This window comes from Collimonas sp. OK607, assembly GCF_900111995.1.
Lineage (GTDB): Bacteria > Pseudomonadota > Gammaproteobacteria > Burkholderiales > Burkholderiaceae_D > Collimonas.
In genome coordinates this window covers 1-23,025 of record NZ_FOKF01000011.1, presented here as the reverse complement: position 1 = coordinate 23,025, position 23,025 = coordinate 1, and the positions used below count along the sequence as shown (strand labels likewise).

General features: G+C 53.8%; 22 protein-coding genes. 11 read left to right on the top strand and 11 right to left on the bottom strand.

Annotated elements, in window-relative coordinates:
- The first annotated feature begins 3 nt into the window (after nt 1–3).
- The 5 genes from BM029_RS09825 (at nt 4) to BM029_RS25600 (ending at nt 12,088) form a co-directional block, all read left to right on the top strand.
- A complete protein-coding gene (locus BM029_RS09825) occupies nt 4–1,350 on the top strand; it encodes an ATP-binding protein (protein ID WP_092435331.1) in 1,347 nt (448 codons plus the stop codon).
- A 1-nt stretch (nt 1,351) separates the two neighbouring features.
- A complete protein-coding gene (locus BM029_RS09820) occupies nt 1,352–4,324 on the top strand; it encodes a hypothetical protein (protein ID WP_092435329.1) in 2,973 nt (990 codons plus the stop codon).
- A gap of 62 nt (nt 4,325–4,386) precedes the next feature.
- Nucleotides 4,387–6,945 (top strand): eCIS core domain-containing protein, encoded by a 2,559-nt coding sequence (locus tag BM029_RS09815; RefSeq protein WP_244544996.1) that lies wholly within the window; start codon nt 4,387–4,389, stop codon nt 6,943–6,945.
- 52 nt (nt 6,946–6,997) lie between these two features.
- A complete protein-coding gene (locus tag BM029_RS09810) occupies nt 6,998–11,416 on the top strand; it encodes an eCIS core domain-containing protein (RefSeq protein ID WP_092435326.1) in 4,419 nt (1,472 codons plus the stop codon).
- A gap of 339 nt (nt 11,417–11,755) precedes the next feature.
- Nucleotides 11,756–12,088 (top strand): hypothetical protein, encoded by a 333-nt coding sequence (locus tag BM029_RS25600; RefSeq protein ID WP_139217221.1) that lies wholly within the window; start codon nt 11,756–11,758, stop codon nt 12,086–12,088.
- A gap of 68 nt (nt 12,089–12,156) precedes the next feature.
- On the opposite strand, the gene BM029_RS09805 is transcribed toward BM029_RS25600, so the two are convergent.
- Nucleotides 12,157–12,462 carry a hypothetical protein gene (locus BM029_RS09805; RefSeq protein WP_092435323.1) on the bottom strand — a complete coding sequence of 102 codons (306 nt, stop codon included), beginning with the start codon at nt 12,460–12,462 and terminating at the stop codon, nt 12,157–12,159.
- 132 nt (nt 12,463–12,594) lie between these two features.
- On the opposite strand from BM029_RS09805, the gene BM029_RS09800 reads away from it, so the two are divergent.
- The 4 genes from BM029_RS09800 to BM029_RS09785 all read left to right on the top strand — a co-directional run bounded on the left by BM029_RS09800 (nt 12,595) and on the right by BM029_RS09785 (nt 15,279).
- Nucleotides 12,595–12,915 (top strand): hypothetical protein, encoded by a 321-nt coding sequence (locus BM029_RS09800; RefSeq protein ID WP_092435320.1) that lies wholly within the window; start codon nt 12,595–12,597, stop codon nt 12,913–12,915.
- Nucleotides 12,916–12,917: 2 nt separating this feature from the next.
- Complete coding sequence (locus BM029_RS09795) at nt 12,918–14,225, top strand: zonular occludens toxin domain-containing protein (RefSeq protein ID WP_092435317.1); 1,308 nt, start codon at nt 12,918–12,920, stop codon at nt 14,223–14,225.
- A 172-nt stretch (nt 14,226–14,397) separates the two neighbouring features.
- Entirely contained in the window at nt 14,398–14,679 is a 282-nt protein-coding gene (locus tag BM029_RS09790) for a hypothetical protein (protein WP_244544989.1), read from the top strand.
- Between the two features lie 90 nt (nt 14,680–14,769).
- The gene (locus BM029_RS09785) at nt 14,770–15,279 is read left to right on the top strand and encodes a helix-turn-helix domain-containing protein (protein WP_139217220.1); all 510 of its coding nucleotides are present in this window, start codon (nt 14,770–14,772) and stop codon (nt 15,277–15,279) included.
- Nucleotides 15,280–15,416: 137 nt separating this feature from the next.
- Here the strand turns inward: BM029_RS09785 and BM029_RS25595 are convergent, their stop codons facing one another.
- The 10 genes from BM029_RS25595 to BM029_RS09745 all read right to left on the bottom strand — a co-directional run bounded on the left by BM029_RS25595 (nt 15,417) and on the right by BM029_RS09745 (nt 21,496).
- Nucleotides 15,417–15,734, bottom strand: a complete 318-nt coding sequence (locus tag BM029_RS25595; protein WP_139217219.1) for a protein BatD — start codon at nt 15,732–15,734, stop codon at nt 15,417–15,419.
- Between the two features lie 127 nt (nt 15,735–15,861).
- Nucleotides 15,862–16,239, bottom strand: a complete 378-nt coding sequence (locus tag BM029_RS09780) for a hypothetical protein (protein WP_092435312.1) — start codon at nt 16,237–16,239, stop codon at nt 15,862–15,864.
- Nucleotides 16,236–17,093 (bottom strand): zonular occludens toxin domain-containing protein, encoded by an 858-nt coding sequence (locus BM029_RS09775; protein WP_170851036.1) that lies wholly within the window; start codon nt 17,091–17,093, stop codon nt 16,236–16,238. Before BM029_RS09775 ends, BM029_RS09780 begins: the two co-directional genes overlap by 4 nt.
- 1 nt (nt 17,094) lies before the next feature.
- Nucleotides 17,095–17,421, bottom strand: coding sequence for a DUF5455 family protein (locus tag BM029_RS09770; protein WP_092435306.1), 327 nt, complete (start codon nt 17,419–17,421; stop codon nt 17,095–17,097).
- A gap of 2 nt (nt 17,422–17,423) precedes the next feature.
- Nucleotides 17,424–18,917 carry a hypothetical protein gene (locus tag BM029_RS25590; protein ID WP_139217218.1) on the bottom strand — a complete coding sequence of 498 codons (1,494 nt, stop codon included), beginning with the start codon at nt 18,915–18,917 and terminating at the stop codon, nt 17,424–17,426.
- A gap of 187 nt (nt 18,918–19,104) precedes the next feature.
- Nucleotides 19,105–19,353, bottom strand: coding sequence for a major coat protein (locus BM029_RS09760; RefSeq protein WP_092435301.1), 249 nt, complete (start codon nt 19,351–19,353; stop codon nt 19,105–19,107).
- 212 nt (nt 19,354–19,565) lie between these two features.
- Complete coding sequence (locus tag BM029_RS25585; protein ID WP_139217217.1) at nt 19,566–19,904, bottom strand: hypothetical protein; 339 nt, start codon at nt 19,902–19,904, stop codon at nt 19,566–19,568.
- A gap of 110 nt (nt 19,905–20,014) precedes the next feature.
- Complete coding sequence (locus BM029_RS09755) at nt 20,015–20,296, bottom strand: hypothetical protein (RefSeq protein ID WP_139217216.1); 282 nt, start codon at nt 20,294–20,296, stop codon at nt 20,015–20,017.
- A 14-nt stretch (nt 20,297–20,310) separates the two neighbouring features.
- Nucleotides 20,311–21,141 carry a rolling circle replication-associated protein gene (locus BM029_RS09750; RefSeq protein WP_092435295.1) on the bottom strand — a complete coding sequence of 277 codons (831 nt, stop codon included), beginning with the start codon at nt 21,139–21,141 and terminating at the stop codon, nt 20,311–20,313.
- A 55-nt stretch (nt 21,142–21,196) separates the two neighbouring features.
- Nucleotides 21,197–21,496, bottom strand: a complete 300-nt coding sequence (locus BM029_RS09745; protein ID WP_092435292.1) for a hypothetical protein — start codon at nt 21,494–21,496, stop codon at nt 21,197–21,199.
- Between the two features lie 117 nt (nt 21,497–21,613).
- Here BM029_RS09745 and BM029_RS09740 point away from each other — a divergent pair, with 117 nt between their 5' ends.
- The gene (locus BM029_RS09740) at nt 21,614–21,985 is read left to right on the top strand and encodes a hypothetical protein (RefSeq protein WP_092435289.1); all 372 of its coding nucleotides are present in this window, start codon (nt 21,614–21,616) and stop codon (nt 21,983–21,985) included.
- 488 nt (nt 21,986–22,473) lie between these two features.
- Nucleotides 22,474–22,899 carry a transposase gene (locus BM029_RS09730; protein WP_092435286.1) on the top strand — a complete coding sequence of 142 codons (426 nt, stop codon included), beginning with the start codon at nt 22,474–22,476 and terminating at the stop codon, nt 22,897–22,899.
- The last annotated feature ends 126 nt before the right edge of the window (nt 22,900–23,025 follow it).

The following is a 23,025-nucleotide window of genomic DNA, read 5'->3' as shown; positions in this document are numbered from 1 at the left end:
GGGATGAATGCCTTGACGGCCAATGCAAAGAGTCTGGAGCGAGAGATCGCCTGGTTCAGCGAAGTGCTGACTGCGCGCTTCCACGACTATTTTATGCACGAAGGCGGTCCCTATGAAATTGAGCGGCACCAGCCGCCGGATGTGAGCGGCGATCCTTCGACGTTCGCGGGAGCGATTTGCGAATACGGCATGAGTTTCGACGAGCGCATGGTGCTGATCCTCACGCTGTTGCCGCACATTCGGCCGCAGGCGCTGGATTTGCTGTTTACGGCTAATAAAAATACAGATCGCAGCTATACCGAATTCGGCGGCAGGAAGGGGAAGAACCACGCCGGGCTATTGCCGACCTGCGAAACCGCCGTTTTCATCCTGGCCGGAGACGATTTGGTGAGGCGTTTTGAGGTACTCAAGTTGTTTGATGCGGATCATTTTTTTGCGCGCCAGTCCATTCTGAAACTGGAACAGCGCGTCGATGGCGAGCCCTTCCTGAGCGCTGCGCTAAGCGTAGAGAGCGACTTCCTGGATCGCTGCACCTCGGGGCTCCAGCACAAACCGGACTATAGCGCAGGGTTCCCGGCCAAACGCATCATGACGCAACTGGACTGGTCTGACCTGGTGCTGGCGCCCGAAGTGCTGGAAGAAATCGAGCACATCAAGATCTGGCTCAAAGGCGGCGCCGCCGTGATGCAGCGCTGGGATCTCGACAAGAGCGTCAAGCCCGGTTTTCGCAGCCTGTTTTACGGACCGCCCGGCACCGGCAAGACCTTGACGGCGACCTTGCTGGGCAAGGCTGCGGAGGTCGATGTTTATCGCATCGATTTGTCCAAGATCGTTTCCAAGTACATCGGCGAGACCGAAAAGAACATGGCAAATGTGTTCGACCAGGCGCAGAACAAGAACTGGATTCTGTTCTTCGACGAAGCCGACGCCCTGTTCGGCAAGCGCACCGAAGGCAGCAGCTCCAACGATCGCCACGCCAATCAGGAAATTGCCTACCTGCTGCAACGGATCGAGGATTTTCCGGGTGTGGTAATTCTGGCGAGTAATCTCAGGAGCAATATCGACGATGCCTTTGCGCGCCGTTTCCAGAGCGCCATTTATTTCCCGATCCCGGACGGTTTGCAGCGCCTGCGCTTATGGCAAAACATTTTTCCGCAGCGGCGTCATCTGGCGGACGATGTCAACCTAGAGAATCTGGCAGAAGAAAATATCCTGTCCGGCGGCGCGCTGCTCAACGTGGTGCGTTATGCCGCCATGCGCGCAGAACGGCAAGGGCGCGACAAAGTCTGCAAGGACGACCTGCTGCGCGGCGTCAAGAAAGAATTTATCAAGGAAGGGCGGACGATCTGATATGAGGACTTATTCAACAGCCTGGGGCGCCACGGCGGCGGCCGTTGTGCGCTTGATCGCCGTTGCCGGCTGCATGCTGTTGTCGGCCTTGAGCTGCAACGCGGCGCCGATTGCGGGCGATGCCGCCGTTGCGCCGGGTGCTGCAGCCAAAATCTCCGCGAAAGTCCAGGTGAAAGAAGCAGCGGCCTCTGCGGTGTGGGTCGAGGGAAAACCGATGACGCCGGAGGCGGCCAGACTGATTGTTAGCAAAGTGGCGCTGCAACGCGACGAACGGGACGGTTCGGCGGCGCAATTGCTGTCGCAGGACGTCCTGAAAAAATTCACGCCCACATTGCGCAAGCAGATACAGCGGGCCTTGCTGGAAATCTACGCCGAAGATCCTGCCTACTTGCTCGCGTATCGCGAAAGCACCACGCCGCTTTCGGACAATATCGTCGGCCCGATCACCTTGTCATGGCTGAATCGCTTCTGGTTCGAATTCAAGATGGAACCGTCCGGCAACCTGACCAATGCCTCGGTGGCTGCGTTGCTGCATTTCGCCGCCACCGTCAAGGCTCATCCGGAGTGGAAAGCCGACCTGATCAGTTCAGATCTGGGGCGTTGGATCGACGGCTTCGATAGCGAGGACAGAGCGCGTTACTACCAGATTCGTCAGGCCGGCACCGATGAGCAAATCATTGCAATGCTGCGGCTCTATCACTACGAAACTGACAATAGCCGACAACCGCCGCCGGACCCGGATCGCGCCTTGCTGACCATTTACAGTTACAGCCTGACTGCGAACGACTTCAAACTGCTAACCTCGAAGTCGCAAGTGATCGCAAAATTGTCGGGGCTGCAGGATATGGTGTATCTGAACGAACCCTTGTTCGACGCTGCCGTGCTCGACGCCCTCAAGGATCTCGGGCGGCAGGCCGAGTCCTACCTGCCTGCCGCCAGATTGGCTGCGCATGAGCAAAGTTACAGGCTTACCTTGGGATCGCTGCAGCTGCTCAGGGACGGCAATACAGTGCCGGACTCAGTGATCAACGAACTGGAGAAATTGTCCGGCACCTATCCCAACGAGGCATTTTTCACTGAAGCGATCCTCGATGCAACCGCCAAGCTCAATGAGCCCATCGACCAGTACACGCCTGAGATCGTCAAGGTCGCTGAAACCAGCACCTCCTATATTCTGACTGCGCGCGCACTGACCGAGCTAAACGTGAATCGCAAGAACGAGCCGGTGCCGCCAGTAATCCTGGACATGCTCAAGGGATTGAAGGGCCTCGATTATCCGCAGCAGTGGCTGTTCGATAAAGCCGTGATGGCGCGCTTTCGCGACGGCATAGGTGCTTGCCCGAGCGGCACACCGGGCAATACAAGCTATCGCCGCAAGCTCTCGGATGCGCAAATGATGCAACTTGAGGCCGCGCTCAAGGATGCCAATTTGTTCGGGAAACTCGACAAACTGTGGCAAGACAAGGCATGCGGCCCGTCCGATCTGCTGGTCATGCCGCAGCAGATCGAAGCCTTGTACGTTAAATACCGTGCTTCGATCCGCGAGACCGCGCGCAAGAAGCCGGCGTATGACCCCAACAAGCGCGTGCTGTGGGACGGCGCCGGCTGCGGGTGCGTGCTGGACCAACTAGACGGAGAGGTCTACGGCTTTTATCCATTCTGGCTCGCCGGCTCCCGACAAAAAGTGGATTTCAGCACCTTGTCACGTATCGCCTACTACGGCCCGACCTTCGACGACAGCGGCGTGCTGCGGCAGGCCAACGACGGTCGCGATTTTGTCGCTGCGATGGAGAGCGGTGATCTGACGCAGAACGATTTCATCAACATCGCGCAACGTCATCAGACAGCCGTCGACTGGGTTATTCAGCGCAACGACTGGCGCTCCTGGATCAAGATGGACAAGGACCGCAAAGAACTGGTATTCCAGCGTCTGACGACCAACATCGTCAAGTTGATGTCGATCAAGCTCAATAATTGGAGTGCGACCCTGTCGAGCCATTTGCCGTTCGGGGACCGCTTTGTGCCGACCAACGGCGAGGGCGTCACCTTGTTCTTTGACGGTTATCCGGACGACGAAGTTTCGGTCGGTGTGTTCAACAGGTTCGTCGATACGCTGCGCACCCGGTTGCGTGAGGCAAGGGTCGGCGACGGCATTAACGTGATGATGCGGCACACAGCGCTGGGTAATGGTGTCTACGACTATGCCAATCTCTACAACCTGATCGCCGCTGCCGATGCCAATCGCAGCGTCGATTTTCTGAGGGCGGTGGAACGCGGCCATGACCGGCGGCCGCATTTCCTTGTGCTGCTGGAAGAGGAGACCAGCGATTCGAAAAAACAACTGCGGTTGCGCATGGAAAATTCCCTGCATGGCGGGCAGCGGATGACGGTGCTGCGTCAGGTGGTGCCGGTGATTACTTTCAACAATGACAACTGGCAGCAATTGCAAGACGACATCATCTATTTCAAGGACAACTTCGGCGGCATCGGTTTCTGGCCGATGTCGATGACCTTACCGCCGGCTGCCGGCGAAAAGACCGCGCCGACCGACGCAGTGCTGCCGACCACAACCGGCGTGCAACAGTGCGATATCACCCGCGACATAAGCCAGTGCATTACTGATTTCTATCAGTACGTACCCGGCGCGCAAGCTTCGCTTGTCTGCAAGACCGTGTGCGAAAACCTCTACGCTTTTCGCCTGGCGACCAAACTGGCGTTCATGCTACTAATCGGTTGTGCGGCGCTGTATTACTGGTCCTGCCTGTGGCGCGAAACCATGGCGCGTTATCACCATGCTCCGGCACTGATCGTCGCGGCGGTGTGGATACTGCTGGTGATGGCCTTGTTGTTTTGCGATCCGTTTCTGCGTTGGCTGGCGCGGGGGTACATGATTCCGATTTTTCTGGTGTTGTTTATTATCGGGCTGATTTCCTGGTATCAGTATTTGTTGAAGGCACGCGACGAGCAGCCTTAAGATGTGACTGTTCGGCTGGACGTATTGGTAATGAGGACGAAAAACCTGAAAAGGGAGTCGTAATGAGAACGAGCGCATTGACAAAAACTCAAGACGCAGCCAATGCCACGCAGAAGCACGCGATCCAGCCGGCCGGGTTCGTCGACCAGCGTCCCTCGGCGGCCGCACAGCGCAAGCTGGCGGAAGTGGCCACCGGAAGCGACCGAAGTATGCAGTTGAGTGCGACCGGAATGGGCATTGCCCAGCGCGTGGAAAATCCAGAGGAAGAGGAAGCGACGAAACAGGCCAAATCCATTGACGCCCATAATAGTTTGGGAACAGTACAAGCAATGGGCGATGAGGCAGGAGGCGTCAATAATACGGGACTTCCGGATAAACTCAAGGCAGGCGTCGAGTCGATGTCCGGTATGTCGATGGATCACGTCAAGGTCCATTACAACTCTAACAAGCCGGCCCAGCTCAACGCACATGCTTACGCGCAGGGTAGCGACATCCATATTGCATCTGGGCAGGAACAGCACCTTCCGCATGAGGCGTGGCATGTGGTGCAGCAGGCGCAAGGAAGGGTGTCTCCGACACTGCAGGCCAAGGGGATTCCTGTCAACGACGACGACCGGCTGGAAAGCGAAGCCGATGCCATGGGCTCGCGCGCAATGCAATTGCAATCTGAAACAGCGCCGGGCACCGGCCCTGCTTCGCTGACGTCGGGCGTGCTACAACTGGTGAAACAAGAGGTGATTATCAACGGCATCACTCATCTGGTGCCACTTAGCGGCGGCTCTATTTTCGAAGGGGCAGCCGGCCCCGAGGTCGGCAACGGCGAAACGCTAGCCATCGACATCGCCGATCCGATCTGGTCTCGGCGTGGCCCCAATCAGGAAATGGAAGGCAATCGCAGAGAAGATCGCCACGGAGAGCAAAAATACGCTTGGTATCCACTGTATTCCGAGAGCGATTCCAATTATCAGCAAGATGGTTGGCTGCATTTGCGCGATGAAACCTTCATCAAGACCGACGCCCTGTCGCCACCGATGCCGGAAGGAGAGGCCGACGGGCGCCGCGCGCGCGCCGCACCTACTACGGCACCGCCTGAAACCTTCGATCCATCCAATGTGCCGGCTTTTATCGCCAACCAACGCCACTATCAGAATAGTCTGAGCGCACGCTTTTCGATGCAAAGCATCATGACATCGCACCGTAGCGTTGGCTTCGAATATGAATTCGGACAACACAATTTGGGACCGGACATACCTTCTCATATTGCTTTGGCCAAATCAGAGGCATTTTCCCGCCTGTTTCCATTGAACTTCGAATTGGAAACAGATTCGGGTGCGGTAGTCGAGATCGGCATGCCGCCGTTCCTGGTGCCGAACGCTACCGACGGCGGACCGGACAAGCCCAAGGTACAAGCGATCGATACAAAACTTAAAGCAGTGATGGGCGACTTCAGCAAACAATACGTACCGGTAGTGAACCTCTTACCGATGCTGGAAAGAGGCGGCCTGGGCGAATCATGGCAGCGGACTTCGGTACTGGAGCCTGGCGGCGATTATGCAGACATGGCCCTGCAAGCTCCCGGCCCTGGCAAACTGGAAGGGGGGCAAGTCTACTCCCAGTTGAATATCACACTGACCGGCGAAGAAAGCGCACGCTTCATTTCGACTGTGCCTAGAATAATGAAGCCCAATTCTACGGAAGACGGAATGTTGGGGAGCACCTTTCGGATACTGGAAAAAATGGCTGCAGCAGAATTCGGCGATGCGGCTCTTGCAACGCATTTGAACAAGGCGCTTGTAAATACACTCACTATCCCGTCGATCCTGCTAGGTGCCAGCGGAAAAGCTGGAAAATTGCCGGATGATCTTGATTTTTCCTCCACGATCAAGGAATTGTATTCACTGTGGATCAAGGATTCCGTGCCGAATATTCTGGCGACGACGGCGACGGCCCCCGGTGCATTGTCCGCATTCGCTCCCAAAGCGGCAAATGTGATATTAGATCAGCTGCCAGAAGTAATGAAGCCATTACGCAGTCTGCCGTTCGAAAACGATGCGGAAGTTGGCGCCTGGATCAACTTGACGCGATATGTTGAAAATAATTCATTTTGCTACTCAGATTACGCGAGATTGGCTGAAATGGCGGCATCCATCCCAGCTGATAATATGGGCGCCATCCTGGCCGATGCTTTGGTTTTGCGCAATATGATGGTCAGCGACGGGACCGACGATTTCACTGGCGCGGAGACTAGCGATCCCAGCGGCGGCGGTGTACAGGCACGCTACGATGCGAGACTGACGGCATTCAAACTGTTGGTCAAAACGCGCAGTGACGCGGTACTCGAAATCAAGAAACAATTCTTCGAAGATATAGAGCAGCAAGTCCGCGATGAAATCCATACGTTGCTCAAATTGATAGGAACACCGCATGTCGTCCACTCTCCGCCAACGAAGTTCGGCACTGAAAAATTCGGTAGCGGCACCGGAGTCCGTAAGGACACCCATATTCCCCGTCCTGCCACGGAGAAATCCAGCAGCGGCCTCCGGCATTCCGTAGCGGAAGTGCGCAGCGATCCGGCGATGGCCTTGTTCTATAGTGATCATTGGGATAAATCCAGGTCGTAAATCTAATCGATTTCGTGAAAAAGCCTCGGAAGTCCGTTGACAAGAGAAAATCATGCGAATCTATTCACGGAAAAGCAAGTCAAGCGAAACGCCTGCTGGACGCGGACGGCAGGGCGTTGTCGATAACAGTTTTCATGACCGTCGCGACAGTGCGAGCGCACAGCATTCGCTGATGGACATGGCGCGAAACAGCGAACGCACGTCGCGGCAGCAAGCGGACGGGAATGTGATTGCCAACGCGAACGGTCCGATGCAACGCAAAGAAACTGACAAGGCAGGCAACAAGGACGATGAGCAGAATGCAGCTACCGACGAGTTGGCGGGCATGTTGCCAGCGATGCCCATACAACGACAATCTAACGACACCGGACTGCCGGATGGCTTGAAGTCCGGCATTGAGTCCCTGTCCGGAATGTCGATGGATCACGTTAAGGTGCATTACAACTCGACTAAACCGGCGCAGTTGCAGGCTCATGCTTATGCGCAAGGCAGTGAGATTCATGTGGGGCCTGGACAAGAGAGGCATTTGCCGCATGAGGCTTGGCATATTGTGCAGCAGGCGCAGGGGAGGGTAAAGCCGACGTTGCAAATGCATGGCGATATGCCGGTCAACGACGACCTCGGACTGGAGCGTGAGGCCGACGCAATGGGGGCAACGGCGCTGGGATACACCGGCTACGGTGCCAATGGGCAGCATCCACAGCAGAACAACCCGCGCCTGGCCCGGTTGCGCGCGCTGCGCGGCGTCATCCAGCGCAAACAGCCGGCAGGGATCGAAAACCGTGCCAATGATTGCTTCCTCAACGCATTGATCCATTTGATCGGCGCCGGCTACCAGGAACAATTTGACCCGGCAGCCAGGCCCTGGACGCACCATGGGGATGTTCAGAACGAACTGTGGACAGTGATCCAACAAGTCAATGCCGGCGGCGACAGTGTGCCGCAAGCTACGATCGGTACGTTGCGTGAGCGCTTGCACGGCGTCGAAGTCGGTCGCCGCGGACGCGTGATCACCAGCAAAGGCAACCAGGAAGACGCATCTGAAGTACTACAGCATTTGCTGGAGCTGACACTGGTTGCGGGCGACCAGGTCGAAGTCGAAGAAGAGCGCGAATACGCCAAGTCCGAACCCGACGCGGCCTACACCCACGACCGCAGTCAACTACAAACCTATACCGACAAGAAGGCCCGGCAAACCAGCCGGACCGCGATGATTGGGGTCGATATCGACCAGTACGCGAGTTTCCACGACTTCCTCTATCACGAGTTCGGCGTCGGCAATGTGCACACCGAATTCGACGCCAAGAATCGCTATGCAATCCTGGTCGGCGGCAATGTCCGCCGTGTCGGCGAGGTGGCCGTGCGACGCCGCTTCGTGTCACTGCCGCCGGTACTGACATTCAATTTGCATCGCTTCCGCGTCGGCCCCGATGGCGGACAGCAGCGCATCAACCGGCGTTTCGCAATGCCGCGAGAACTCGTGCTGCGCAGCGGCGCATCGGACGCGCCGCGTTGGGAACAGTTTGAGCTGCAGGCCTTTGTCGTGCAACACGGCGGCTTGTCAAGCGGCCACTACACGGCCGAACGCCTGACGGACAAAGGCTGGCTGGCGCGTAACGACGACAAGCCCGCCACCGCCCGCGTGGAGCCCGACAATATCGACACTGGTTATATCTACACCTATCGCAGCGCCGGTCCTTTGAGGCTCGCACCGGACAAATCGCTACAGGACGAGAAGCCGGAATTCACGCTGCGCGACCTCGGCGATGGGCATGAGAGCTCGGAAGAATCGTCTGGCCCGGAGGACAGGCACTTCCCCGAGGGAAAACCGAGTACGGCGCGTCGCGGCCTACCTAATGTCAGCGGACACGACTGCTTCATGAATGTGGCGTTGCAAATGATCAGCGGGCCATTGCACAGCGTGTTCGAACATCACCGCAAGCATCCAGTATTGGATCCGATCATGAAATTGGCCGCGGACATCGGCAAAGGCGGCGACAAAAACATCGAGAAAGCGCGCATCACGGAAATGCGTGAACTGCTGCTCAAGCATGAGCTCGTGGAAAGCGAGACGGCGGAAGAGGATGCGTCCGAACTACTTCTGCGTTTACTCAACCTGGCTATCCGCGGCAAAGACCAGATCCGCGGCCAGCGCGTGCGCAGCTTCGAAGCCGACGCCCGCCACAATTGGACGGGCGACACGCCCAAAGGCCCGGCCGATTACACTAAGGGCAAAAGTACGGAGAAAATGGCACCAGCCAATTCCATCCCCATCGATATCGCCCATTTCGACACGCTCGAACAATTCCTGGCGCTGCGCTTTCATGAAGGGATCACTACTTTCTACGACGAAGCGAACCGACCCAAGGTGCGCCAGGATAACGCGGTCCACGCGCTTTCGGCAGTGAAGGAAACACACGAGCTGCTGCACTTGCCCGATGTACTGGTCTTCGTGCTGAACCGCAGCATCCAGGATAGCCGTGGCTGGCGTCGCCTCGATAAAGCCTTCTTCATGCCGCCGACCTTCACGATCAGCGAGCACCGTTCCGTCGAGACCCAGTACCGCTATCGACTGACCGGTATCGTCATGCACACGGGCTCGCGCGATACAGGCCATTACCGGGCCTGGATGCAGCAAGAGCAGGGGGGCGAATGGCTGCAGGCGAATGACAGCAACGTCACCGCCCATGACGACCCGGGCGCCGAACAGCACCAGGGCTATCTGTATACTTACCGCCGGATCGCCGACGCGCGCGAGTTCGATACGCCGGTCGAGCAACTTAGCGGCCTGACGGCCAGCGCCTTGCTGCTGGAACAGGTCAGGGCGGGCAATCGGCATCGCGTACAACAAATGCTGGATTCGGGCGGTATCAGCGCCCAAGCTGTCGATCCCGCCAGCGGCAAGACAGCCCTGCATGCGGCTGTGGAAGCAGATACGGAAGACGAAGAAATGGTCCGCTTTCTGTTGCAGCGCGGGGCCGATCCTGCCGCCGTCGACGGTGAACGCTATAGCGCGATCGAGCGTGCCGAGGCGCTGAAGCGCGACGGCCTGGTCAAGCTGATGCGTCAGTCCAACATGCACGACGTCGGCGCGCTGGCCAAGGATGTCAAAAGCTTTAGCGGCAAGGATCAAAGCGCATTGGCACGCCTGTACAACCGATTGAGCGACCTGAGCGAGACGATCAACGCCTGTTACGGAAGGCTGATCGGCATTGACTACGACGGCGCAGCCGTGATGGTGCGCTTGCAGCATCAACTGCATCAGATCCGCCACGATCTGAATCAGCATGCCAGTGCCATCCACGGCGTCAAACTGGGCGGCCCCGGGGGACGACCCGACACGCACCGTGTCTTTACCAGTTCGGATGACAAAGACCTCGGCTTCTATCTGGCCCAGCTGGACAAGCTGAATAAAGGAGCCAAGGATGCCTATGTGCGCTGCCAGGCGAAAGCCTCAAAGAAAGAGACTGCGGACGCCAGCAAGCCTATCTCGGAAAGTTTGACGGCTGCTTATGCCCAGCCGATGAAGGGCTTTGAAAGAATCGGCCCCTGGTCCGGCAAAGGCGACCTTGAATACGACGTCAACGGCGTCGGCTGGGACCAGAAAGCCATGTACGTGGGCCAAGGTGAAAGCTTCGCGGGCCGGTTACACCATACCCAAACCAAAAGCAGCAGCTCGACCACTGAAAAGAACAGCGAAGCTCGCAATGGATTGTTGTTGGACGCCACTGTGACCGACCCACGCAATTACGAGCTGATTTGGGAAAAACTTTTCACGTCCATGAATCGCGGCGAGCTGGATCCGAAAAGGACCCGCGAAGTCCAGTCGCCACTCAAGCTGGCCCTGAAGTCGGACATCGTAATCGATACGACGACACGCGAACCGCGCTGCAATGACCTAAGCTTCGAGGAAAAATCGGTCAGCGCGGTGGCCGAACTGGACGCGCTCGGCGGCATACCCAGCGACGGCATTCGCGTGATCGCACCGCCAAGCTGGCTCGGCGACGAAGTCAAGAAACTCCTCGCCGGTGCCAAGAGCGCTTACACGGTCCATACGAACGACCGCCATTGGCTGCAGGGCGGCCATTTGTATTTCGAAGCTTCGGCCAGCCGCGGCAGCAAGGTCAAGATCGTGTTCGATCGCGACATGACGAATTTCTATGTCAGTTGCACGCATTACAAGGGCTATACGATCCGCGAGGCCAGCGGTCTGCGCTTTTGCCATCCTTTCTTCGCCATCGATACGACCGGTCTCAAACTCACAGCCTCCAGCGTGGCCGTTACCGTAGACGAAGCCCAAGGCGCTGAAACGGCAACGCAGGCGGCGGACAGCACACCGGGCACGAAAGACGGCGGCAAGAAGAAAAAGCCGGTCGAGCCAGCCAAACGAGATAAAAAAACCGATCCGAAACAAAACCAGCAGTCGAACAAGAAGAAGCAGGCGCCAACAAGCAAGGGCAAGAAGAGCTGACAATTTCAAGCGGGAGGGCAGCCTTCTAATGACTTTACCCGTGAGGGTTACGTGTTCAACCCGGATAGTTTTTTGTTAGAGCGCTAAGCCATGCAAGTACCGTCGGTTTGCACAATTTTGTTCCTACTTTGTCACCGTTGAATCAGAGTGTCGAGTTTAATCTTTGGGAACAATTTCTGCGTTACTAATTGTGCAGAAAAGTGTTCCTTTGAATTGCGTTGTGCAGAATTTTGTATCCCACCCAACGGAACAATTTATTACGTGCCTGACTGATTCGAGCAGTGCTATGATTTGCAATCTGCCGTGCTCAAGCGGCGGAAGCCCTGTTGGAGGATTCCAATGGAAGATGGCGATGTTGAGGAAAGCGGCCAGTTCTCCCGACGCATGATCGGCGGGAGTAGTATTGATACTACACAATGGCCAACTCCAGACGAGGGCGCATTAACGGGGAGCAAGCGTGCCCAATATTTCGCAAGGAAAGAAGCGGTTTTACTTTATCTTTCTGGTGCCACTACCGAAGCCATTAAACGGCTAACTACACTTGGCGCAAAGCAGGCTTACCGACTTGTTCGTGAGCGCTGCCTCGAAACTCATCACGACGGGCGACCATATGGCTGGAGGGGATTGATTCCCTATTTCAGAATTAAGCCATATAAACGGCATTGTCGATAGACGCCGTTTCCTGCGTATCGCATTTGACATAATACAAAGACTGCCGCGCTTACCTTGCACCGTCACATTTAGCTATAGCTAAAACGTGCGCGGACATACGATGCAAGGGCATTAAAATTTGTTTTGATTTTTTCTGCTGCGGCTATCTTCTTGGCGTTCTGTTTTCGCAGTCGCTCTTCCTTCGCAAGCATCTTGACGGCTTGCTCTATGCCTATTCCTGCGGCGTTAGCCATTGTCAGTGCTGCTTCAAAATCCGGCAGTGTTTTTCCTTTTACGTACCGGTCTAGTGTTGGCTGCGGGATTCCCCATTCTTTCGCTTTTTTGTTCACTGATTCGCCTCCTAGGGCTCTTTCTATTAATTCGCTGTAGTTCATAGTAATTCCCAATTGGAAATGTTATTCATTGTTGAGTAATCTAGCCTAAGTTACTCATTAATGAATAACTCAAATTCGGTTAGTTGGTTAACCATACTCACATTTATCCATTCAGTCTAGGGGCTAGAAAGCATGAAAAACACCATCCAAATTTTGCACGTTGTCACTGTCGCCGGTCGCTCGAAAAAAACCGGCAATGATTACGACATGCGCATGGCTCAATGCATCGTGCATAAGGTCAATCGTGATACTGGCGTTGTTGAGCCTTTGGTCGGTGAGTTGGTGCTGCCGGAGCGCTTCAAGGAAACTACACCTGGCATGTATGAGGTGGAATTTGAAGTCGCCATTTCGCAGCAAAAGCGCGTTGAATCGACTGTCGCGACGATCACGTCAATTTCTCAAAAGCCTGCGGCAAACCAAGCTGCTCAAGCTCCTGCAACTAAGGGGGCTTAATCGTGAGCGTTCACGTTGCTTCTTACGATCATCCGAATCCAGATAGTGAATTGGATTTGCAGTTTCTTCGGGTGACGGTGGTTGATGGTACTCAGCTAATTTTGCCGCAAGTCGTCTCCGCTGTTGTTCCTCAGTTTGCGCCGTATGACATTGATTTCGAGGGTTCGATTACTGGTTACATCGCTTTCGTGTCGCAAGCTCCATCTATCCCCGGTGTCATGGCATCTGCTCGGTTTTTTGAGGGCGCTGATTCTTATCAAGTGGCTTGCGATTACGTCGATGGTATCCCTGTTGGCTCCTTGATGATTATCGATGAGTTGCAAAACTATTTTCCTGACGCTGGCCGCAAGCCATTGTCTCCAGGTGTAACCAAGTTCGTTGCAGAGCATGGCCACAAGGGATTGGACATTGTTTTCATGGGGCAGGATCTCAAGGACTGCCATAAGATTTGGAGGCGGCGTGTCGATACAAAAATCAATTTCACCAAGCTTGATATGGTCGGCGCCGGAAACCATTACAACTGGAGCTTATCGAAGGCGACTGGGCCGGAAAAATTCAAGCATGTCAGTTCGGGAAAAACGCCGTACAACAAGAAAATTTTCGGCTCTTATAAGAGCTTTGAGAAGGGCGCTGAAACGGCTCAACGCTATGCTGACAGCAGACAATCGATCTGGTCGAATCCTGTATTTAAAAAATGGATTCCGTTGTTTCTGGTTGTGTTCTGCGTGTCTGTCTATTACGTCTACAACGCCTTCAAGGGCGGCGGGTTGGAAAAGTCCTTGATGGGTAAGCATGGTGCTTCTACGCCGTCCATGTCGGCTAGTTATCAGGGCAATGGTGGACCGGCTCAAGCTGCTCCTGCTGCGCCGGTTCCCGAAAAAAAATATGAAAAGGATTTTATTCAGGATTTGAGCGAGCGTTATCGTTTGCGGTTGTCGATGGTGGTACGTAATAAAGAAAAAATGTCGGCTGTTTTTGAATGGTTTGATGATGGTTTACGTGCTGTCGAGCGGCTGACGATGAAGCAGATCATTGATCTTGGGTACATGGTGATTGTGAGTCCTGATCTGGATACTGCGACGATTTCAAAAGGTAAGGTGAGTTATGTTGCTACGCAATTTCCGCTTGAGGGTTGGGCGCGGGTTTCCGATGCGCGGCAACGTGAGATTGCCGGTGGTGACCGTGTTGCTGATGCTGGTGGGGTTTCCGGTGTGTCTGGTGGCGGCTCTGGGCCTTCTGTGGTGTCTTTTGACGAAGATGGCTATGGGGTACTAGGGAAGAAAACCGGCAAGGCAGTCGGTTCTAAATAGTGGCGGGGTATGGGCCGCAGGGCCCATATAGACCAGTGAGATTAATTATTTACGGGCTGTGCAATGCGGCCTTGTCCGTTCGCGCTTCCGTGCACGTGTTCGCCACCTAAAAAACCGGTTTTAGTCTTTTCTCAACATTCCTTTTGTTTCCAAATTACAATCGCTGCATTTTATGCAACTGGAATTGTTCGAGCGCGAACAGATCAGCCAGGGCGATCTGGATCGTATGATGATGGAGATTCGTCATTCGTACTGGCATTTGCGGAATTTGCGCAAGGTTACTTGGAACAATGCACGGCGACGGCGCGAGTATCGCAAAGTGGCCGAGCATAAAAAACGCCTGCAATTAGCAGGCGTTGAAAAGAGGCAGATTTTGGATTTGCTAGCTTGCTGCCGGTTGCAGTGTGGTGCCAACAAACAGCCTCGAAAACCGTGCAAATATTGCCGACAATAGGCGACGTTGCCACTTTGATAATTTTACATAATACAAATTATGCGAAGTTACTGTACCCGCAACATGGCATCAAATTATCGTAAATAATGCATGCATGGTGAGGATAAAAAACATGGCCGGGACAACGTATCCCGGCCTTTTCTTTTAGTTATTCACGTTCAGGGGTTAATGTCAATGAAAACGCAGCGTATCGCTACAAAAAATAAATATTGTTTTCCATCAGAATTTGTTGCGGCAAGGCACATGAGCGGCTTTACAGTCGCCGCCGCCGCCAAAATCACAGGCCGCCATGTCCGGACAATCACGGACTGGGAAGCCGGAAAGACTTACTGCCCACAGTGGGCGCTCAGGCTCATCGTTCTCGAGAGCCGCTACATGGAAGCCCTGTACGGCCTCAAGCGTGACCGCAGCCGCACAGGACGCGCCGGAGAGCTACGCTGGTCAACCATATCAGCCAACGACAGCAGCTACAGCACAAAGCCAGGCTTACGGTCTTTTGAGCAGTATTCAGGAAGAAGCAAAAAGCCGCTTCCACCTGAAAACCGGCCCAGTCCGCAAAAACGCCGATGGCTCAACATGCGCAGATACATGGCTGGATAAGGTCAAAAGCGGCTTTAGGTGGCGAAGACGTGCAGAGATAGGCCAACTCCGAGGCCGCATTGCACCGCAAGCAGCTTCGCGGCCTCACTGGTCTACCTGGGCCCTGCGGCCCAGACCCAGCCGCTCCTCAGAGCAGATCAGTTATGACGACTACGGTCAATTTCCAATCGCTCCAATGCACGCTGAATGGCCTCAGCATGCGTGATGCCTGGACACCGTTTCTTTTCATACTGGATAAGCCGATCAGCCTTCGGACGATCACCAAAGCAGGCCTGCTTAAGCCGCCGCGTTAATTCCGAGTTTGCCGCCTGGCGATCGCGAGGCGATTTCGCTCCAGGAGGCGCAGCCGAACGCCCTACCGATTTTTTCTGTTTCTGATTGACGCGATGGCCGACAAGCCACATCAGCAAGCCGACCAGCAGAATGACGATCTCAGTTGTAGATGGTATTTGCATAATGCCCCCTGTTTGGCAGGCATTTTATCGTTAACCGTGACCATCCAGGTGTGACAGATCCTGGACCAGTCACGCCGGCACAGTCACAGTGACCGAGCTGCCGCAAGTAACACCTGGTGCGTCACATTTATTCGTGATAATCACGAATGGTGCCGGGCCGAGGCCGATAACGGCCCTCGTCGGTCTTGGACGGTGACCCCTCGATACGAGCGCCCTGCCCTTGACACGTCAGAAAACCATCAGCCTCACAGCCACCGCGCTCAGCATACGACCTCTTAGAAGCAAGGTACGCCAACAACTGATCACGCTTCATCGTCTGGTCACTCAGCGCCCTGGAAACCTTTTCAACGCGGAGCGTCTCCTCTTTCGGCTTTGGTTTCGCAACGACCTTAACAGGGACTTCCGGCACATCGAGCGGCACCTCATCCGCATTTGCCGAAGGAGCAAACAACCAGAACAAGAGATTGAAAACCAAGACAACCATGCCGAAAAACATATAAATCATTTGAATGCCCCCAGTTGCTCCAAACGTTGAAAATGCCTTACACGATCAGGCGCCGGAAGTTGCGACACCAGCCGCGCTAACGGGTGCATAGGCTTTGGTTCAGGACGCGAAAACGAAGGTGTGAAAAGCAACTTGATATAGTCGCGCAACCGCATAGGCAGCTTGCCGTACCGACCCTTGACATGCCACGGCGACAGATAAGAAAACAGCCCATCCGAATAATCCGCTTTGAACACTTGGCGAGTATCGTAGCCAGCATATAAGCCATGACCGCGATAGACCCAACGATCATTCACTACAGCCTCATGACCAGAGCCATAACGCACAGTAGCGACATGCACTTTCGGAGGCCGCAACTCAACATCAAACATAGCCTTAGTCAATGCACCGAGAAACGGAATCCGAATCTTATCCAAACGCTTGCACGACACCGACAACTCGACCAACGAAGTACGAACCTGCTTATCGATCTGATCAGGCGACTGACAAATAAAATAGGTATCCCAGCCGAGCTTACGGGAATGCACAAACCAGTCCAGCAACGCCTGACGCTCTTTATCGGCCCACGACCTAGCATTCATCCATGTAGCCATCTCATCGAGCACCACGAGGCCATACGTCGATTCATCGATCTTTTCCGAGCCAACGCCGATAGCCTGCATGTCGGCGAAAGTTGGACGGTCCGGCAAACGGTAACAAATCACCTGCTTATGACCAAGCGGAAGCAATTCCTCTAATGTCAAATTGAGATTAGTGGCGACCTTTTTACCGGCCAACAGAGCATCCTTAATACGCCCGACCACGACCAGGCTTTTGCCGTTGCCTTTTTTTCCGTGAACAAGATAGTCAGACATATCAATTCGCCTTAACGACCAAATCAGTTTTCTTGACACCATAGGCAAATGCAGCGCGACAGATTTTTCCAGAAACCATCGCCGCCAGCACCACAGAAAAATCACCTGGAATAAACATACCGATAAAATTCAACAGCCACGCCGGAATAACGAGCAAGCCAATGACGGTTTGAAGGATGACATTAATGCAGCTGATAAAAATAACGAGCAACGCGCCCATCGCCAAAATACCCGCAACAGCAGTCGTATGCTTTCGCACAAAATAAGCGAAGAAAGCGGAAAACAGCGCAGGTACAGTGGCAAACAAAAAAGTTAAAATTTTCAACACGATCAGTTCTCCCTGAAAATCAAACTGTAAATTTGCCACGCACCAAACATGGCAAACAAAAAGCCCATCACGTCACGAATTTTGAGAACGGTAGGACAGTAATCAAGGGACACTGCAACGCCATTCAACGTCGCGGTACTTGGAACACACGAACCGACAGGCGGCGTCCACACCCACGAAAACCAATTCGCCTTATCGGTAGCAAGCTGAGTCGGAATATTTGTAAAATCAGTAGATTGATCTTGCTGAGCGGACGCAATTCCAGTAGTCACAGTCGTCAAATCAGGAGGCGCACCAGCAGCATCCGTATTCAAATCACGCTCAATTTTTTGCTGCGTGACTTCCTTGTTGTAATCATTCGGAAACATCGGCAAAGCAGGCGGATTACTTACAACGTTCGTGCTTGTCGTCGTCGTGTTGCTAACGTTATTTGTTGTCGTGGTAGTAGTTGTCGTACTGCTTGGAAAAGTCGTTTTCGTATCACCAACAGTCGTACCAGTTGTGGTTGGCGTCACAGTTGTTTGCTCTGTCGTCTTCACCGTATCAATTGACCCATCTGGCTTAGGAATTGTCTGAACACTTGGCGACGAAGGCGCAGAAGTAACCGGAGGAGCCGTCACAGTAACAGGCGATGTAGCAGGATACAGAGGAGGCAAGCTATCGGGCTGAACCGTACCAGTAGCATCAGCACGCATGGCATCAAACAACGCCTTGCGTGCATTTGAATCAGCGATCATGCGAAGCTTCAACGCACCGGCGATCGCGTCACCAGAAGCAGAAGAATATGTCTGCGCAGGAGGATTAGGATTAACGATTTTGCTACCAGTCACCGAAGTGTAATTGCCAGAAGTAACGCAACTCCAACTACCAGCACCACTAGCCTCAGTACAAGAACCACTTGGAACAGGACAGTAATAGCCACTAGTAACACCATTCTGCTGACAAATCTGAGCAGAACGCGCAGTAGCAGCATCCAACGCCGACGAAAAATTAGTATTCAAGCCACCAACCGTATATAAATACAGTCCATTATTGTTAGGCATGCAGTACGAACTCGACGGCCCCACGATCAAGCCGGGATTCGCACAGTTACCATAACGAAAGCCAGCGTCTTTCAACATCTGGGCAACCTGAACAGCAGTGGCAGCGACCGCTATTGCAGTACCTACACCTGGAATAGCCATGGCCGCACCACGAGCAGCGATAGCATCACCAGAAACAGTAGCAACAGCAGTGACCGGAACATCAATAGCAATACCGGTTGCAGTGCGAACGGCCACATTTGTACCTACAGTGGCGGCAACATCAGCAGTACCAGCAGCAGCAGTAGCAGTAACCGGAGGCGGAATGATGCCGATACCAGTCTGGCCCGACGGAAACCAAGTTGAGTACGGACCAGCAACACCATTAGGAGGCAGAATGCCGACAGCCGCGATAGAGATCACGGGATCAAGAACGATCAAGAGCATCAACAGCAAGGATAAAACGCGTCTCATACGATCACCGGTAAAGACCGCGATTAGGAGGAATCAGGCAATCACAGTCAGATGAATGTGGCACAGTAACGCGGGGCACCCGGCTAGCGCCGAGCGACCCCGCGCTACCGCGCCCCATATACAGCAAATAAAGATGCGCCGCAGTCAGGCACACACAGAGCCAAACGGCAGCGCGGATCACGATGCGTTAGATCTTGCCGCCGAAGCGCTTGATCAGCTTGTAAGTGACCAACATGCCGAAGATACCCAAGACAATAGGCATCACCAAGCCGTTCAGCGACGTTGCGTCAGTCTGAATAGCGGTCAGCGACGTAGCAACAGCCGGATCGAGAGTAGCATTGGCAGCACCAGAGAACAACGCAGTAGCCACCGCCACGCCAGCGGTCGAAGCAGCAACAACGGCACGCTGAGAAACATTTTTGATTTTCGAGAACATAGAAATACCCCTTAAGTTAAATTGCATCAAGAAATTGACGGACCAGTTTCCAGCCACGCCCTACCACCCAACCGAGACCCACAGAACTCATGCAGCCCCCGATCATTATTGCGAGGTCACTCATGAGAGCAATCCCGCGATAATCCCAACTGCGAAGCACAATACAAACGATGCCCCTGCAATCAAATCCTGTACCGAAGCCGTATCAAACATCACGCCTCCTTTTTTATGTGACACGTCACTTTTAATCTTGCGAAGCGCAAGCGCCAAATGCGACGACGAAAAATACGTTCATGCCGACCAACGACGCCCATAAACCAGCGCCAATAACTCCAATCATGCTTACGACGAACACCTGCATAAGCTCGCCTCAAATAACGCACATACGTATCCGACAAAACAGGAAACAGGTAATCCAAGAACCGCGACGGATGCGGCAAAGCCCACGCCAGCAAGAGACCGAACACCAGCGACAATGCGGAGCACTGCCAGACAGCCTCAAAAACAACCGGCTGCACATAAGCAAGCTGATCTGCTGTAAGTGGAATCATTCAAGCACCATATGAATCAAAATAACCATGAGAATCGCGAGAACGAAACCGAACACAAAACCCCAGTAAAACTGAGCAGTAATAATCGGCAAATCAATATTTGACATGCATCACTCCCAGTGCGCCCGTATGCGAGCTATTGACTCCGTGGAGCCGCTTCCACCGGCTTCGCCGTGTGGAAGGCTATTCACCGGGGCCGCTGGACGCTTGGCCCCCGGTAGTGCCCCGGCAAGGCGATCTTGCAAAATGTTTTCGGCCCACTCGACCTGCCGAACTACGAAATCAGCGCCTAGATCCGCCTGATTTTCGAAAAGATAGTCCATGTATTTATCGACATCGACGTTGTAAGCCGTGCGCATTTCCATGCAGACCGCTTGACGGCGATCAGTCATGTACGCACTACGCATCAAGCAATTTGCTCGACCTTGAGATTCGACTTTAGCCATGAGAACGGGCCTCCGACATCGAGGGGACGGCCGTGATCGTGAAGACGGACGATCGAGAGTCTAAGTTTCGTGACAAGGCAAATACCCCATTCCGAAGGCCATAACTGACCTGTTGCATGTTCAAGCCATCCACCTCCCACTGATCGCTTCCAACAGTCACCGACCGCCGCACGTGCTTTAATAAAGCCAGGGAAATTAAACCAGCGCCGAGCACTGCGATCAGCTTCAACGAGACCACCAACACCATATGTGCGAGCACCATCAGGGAACCCCTCTTTCGAATCCAGTTTTGACGCGTATTTCATCGCGTATGCAACCGGCTTATTCGCCTTTTCCGTCTTGGTCGAGCCGTGCGGCCACCAGCCCTGTTTATCGGCCTTCGGCATCGTTATGCCGCGTGGCATCCAGTACAGAACGTGGTAATGAATCACGCCACGCTTTTGCATCTCTGCGACCCATACGTATTTCAGCTTTTCGCCAGTGCGACGAAACATCCAATTACGCACATTGGTCAGGTACGCGCCCATGTGCTTTTTGTCCCAGCTATCAACCTCATAAGTCAGCGTGACCATGACGACGTTATGATTTTTGCGACCCGCCGCCACACTGATCTCGTGCAGCTTTGCAGCCACGCCGATGTTTCGACGTAGCCGCTTGTATCGCAATTCATCACGTACCATTTCGAGCGGGTCAAACGGCTTTGCGCCGAAGGTTTCAAAAATCGAATTCTTTTTTTGAACACCTTGAAAATCTTTTTCATACTGCGCAACGCCTTCTGCAAATTTGCCCACTGCGTACCCCGTTTATGAGTTGTTGATAACTGGGACAAGCCCAACGTCAAAAGCCTTACTCGACCACGCGCAGGGTGTTACGGGCGGTCTGCACAGTACCGCCCTGTTTGTCCTTGTAGCTGTCACGGAAACCAGCGACGGACACCAAAACTTGGACGAGATCACCGGAGCCACCAAGCCGGTGATGGGACATCAGTGCTACTGCGGAGGGGGAGGAATACTCGTCGGCTGCTGCCTGGATAACGCGGGTCTCGAAAGTGTTCTTGCCTGAAACTTCGAAGTTGCGGACGTTGTCAATACGACCAACGATTACTGTTTGATTTGCCTTAAGAGGCTGTTTAGGTGCTTCGCTCATGGTAAATTCCTTTTCGCTTGAATTAGCCCGCAAATGCGGGTTGTGCGAAAGGTAGCTCTCATATGCGGGGGTTGTCAAACGCGGACCACCGTGTAAAGTGGCAAAAAAGGAGGTTTTATGAACCAAATTGACTTAATTGATGCAGCGAAGCAACAGCAGGGCTTGACAAGCGATTACAAACTCGCTCAAGCGCTTGGAATAACGACCGGAAGGATTTCAGACCTACAAAGTGGACGACGACCAGCCGACGAAGCGGAAATTATGATGCTTGCCGACATGGCAAAAATTGAACCACACGTAGCGTTTGCGGCAGTCCATAAGGACAAGGAAAAGAACCCGGCGAAACGGGCTTATTGGGAGCGGATTTCTTTACAGTTTGCAGTCGCGGGAGTGGCGACTATTGCGGTAGCCGTGGAAAAAATTTCCGGAAATTTTGAATCACTCATATCACGCTGTACCCCGCGCCGGAGCTTGTTCTCGACGTGGTGATATGAGGTAAAAGGGTACAGTTTCTTCGCTTGATAATCTACAAATTATGCGAACTTCCAGTACCGGCAACATGTCATCAAATTATCGGCCGCCACGATGAATTCGTGGCTTTTTTTTAACTCTGGGAGAAACACGTTCTTACAAAAATCTACGTACATTCGTTACCTAATGTGCTGACAAACGGTACAAAAGTTTACGTACATGTTGGAAAATGACTCCAAACAGTGACCATAATCTACGTACATGTTGGTTATTCTCCCTGATCCATGACCAAATTTTGCGTACATGTTGGTTTTTGCTGTACTTTCCGCAAAGGATAGCAAAGAAGCCTTTCTGGTAGCGTTGCATACGGAAGATCTCGTAATCAGTGGTGACTTTATTGAGGTGATGTGGTTCCAAGGATTGACGGAATACTTGCAGCCTGGCAAAAAGTAAGTAAGCGGCCGGTAAAGTCATCTTGAGGAGGTACCGGGATCTAAGCGACGATCATGTCCATTACAAATTTAAATGGACATGTGTACACGATGGAAGCAGAAATTGAAGTATTGCCAGACGTAGTTCCGCCAACGCGACGGCGGCGTCACAGCAAGGAATTTAAAGCCCAGGCCATACGGGCAGCCATGCAGCCGAACATCTCTATTGCGGCGGTGGCGTTGCACTACCGCCTGAATGCAAACCTGCTAAGGAGCTGGGTAGCTCGTCAGGAAGAGCTGGATGCTGCCGCGGAGATTCGCAAGTCGATGAGCACGCCATCAGCAGAATTTGTGCCGTTGCAATTGGAGACCCCGGGCATTTCCCTTGGATCGCAAGAAATTCAGATTGAGGTACGCCGTGGCGCTGCGACGATCAATATTCGTTGGCCGATGTACGCTGCAGGCGAATGCGCGACATGGTTGCAAGGGTGGTTGCGTTGATCCGCATTGATGCAATTTGGTTGGCCACCGAGGCGCTGGATATGCGTGCCGGCATGGACACGCTTCTGGCGCGTGTTGTAAAGGTGTTCGGTGCTGCGCGTCCCCATCATGCCTATTTGTTTGCCA